At 67.3% G+C, this 849-nt stretch carries 1 protein-coding gene; it reads right to left on the bottom strand.

All coding sequences use genetic code 11. The annotated features are described in order from the left end of the window. A partial coding sequence (locus tag RMZ43_RS35920; RefSeq protein WP_428851015.1) for a hemagglutinin repeat-containing protein occupies positions 1-747 on the bottom strand: 747 nt, incomplete at its 3' end. Positions 748-849: the final 102 nt, after the last annotated feature.

Raw genomic sequence — 849 nt, 5'->3', positions numbered from 1 at the left:
CGCATAGATCCCGACGCCATCGGTGCCGATCTGCAGGCCCACGCCGGCGCTGCGGTTGTCGTTCTCGTTCTTCAGGCGATGGTCTTCCGCCTGACTGCGTACGTTCACATCGCGCGTCGCCGCCAGGGTGACATCACGGGCCTGCACGTGGCTGCCGATGACATTCACATCGCCGTCGGTGGCCACGATCGTGGTGGCACCGCCGCTGCGCAGGGTGCTGCCCTGGGCCTGTTCGTCGTGCGTGGTGGTGGTCGTGCTCGCCGCGCTGCCGCCGATGCCCACCTGCAGATTGATCCCGCCGTCAGTGCCGTTCCGGCTGAGCTGCCCGGCGCCGTTCTGGGCGGCCTGGTAGGCGTCATGCGCCTGCCACGCCGCCTGCGCGCCGTGCAGGGCCTTCAGGCGATCGTCGGTTACCTCGTTGGCCCGGCGCGCGCTGCTTAAGGCGCCGTTGGCCAGGTCGGCCACCGCGCCCCCCAGGCCGACGTTGATGCCGCCGGTATGTCGCGCCGCGCGGGCCGAGGTATCGGTGGTATCCGCCGCTGCATCAATGGTGACGTTGCGGCCCACCACGGTGGTGCCCGTCTGACTCAGCACCTCGCTGCCGGTCACATGCACGTCGTTGCCGGCCGACAGCTTCACCGCGCCATCGGTGCTGCCGATCAGGCTGCCCGCATGGGTCGTCTGGGTGAGCGTGTCCTTGCGCGTATCGCTCGCGCTGCCGATCAGGATGCCGATGCCCTGGCCCATGATCCCCGTCGTTTTGTGCTCGGATGCGCGGCTAGATTGAGCAATTGACCTACACATAATCTCCAGAGAATTGGCTTCACCGATTGATGCAAAGTCATCCCC

Origin of the sequence: Nostoc sp. CmiVER01 (assembly GCF_034531135.2) — a bacterium.
In the GTDB taxonomy this organism is placed as follows: Bacteria; Cyanobacteriota; Cyanobacteriia; order Cyanobacteriales; family Nostocaceae; genus Nostoc.
The sequence above is the reverse complement of the archived record's forward strand: the minus strand, read 5'-3'. Positions and strand labels throughout refer to the sequence as shown.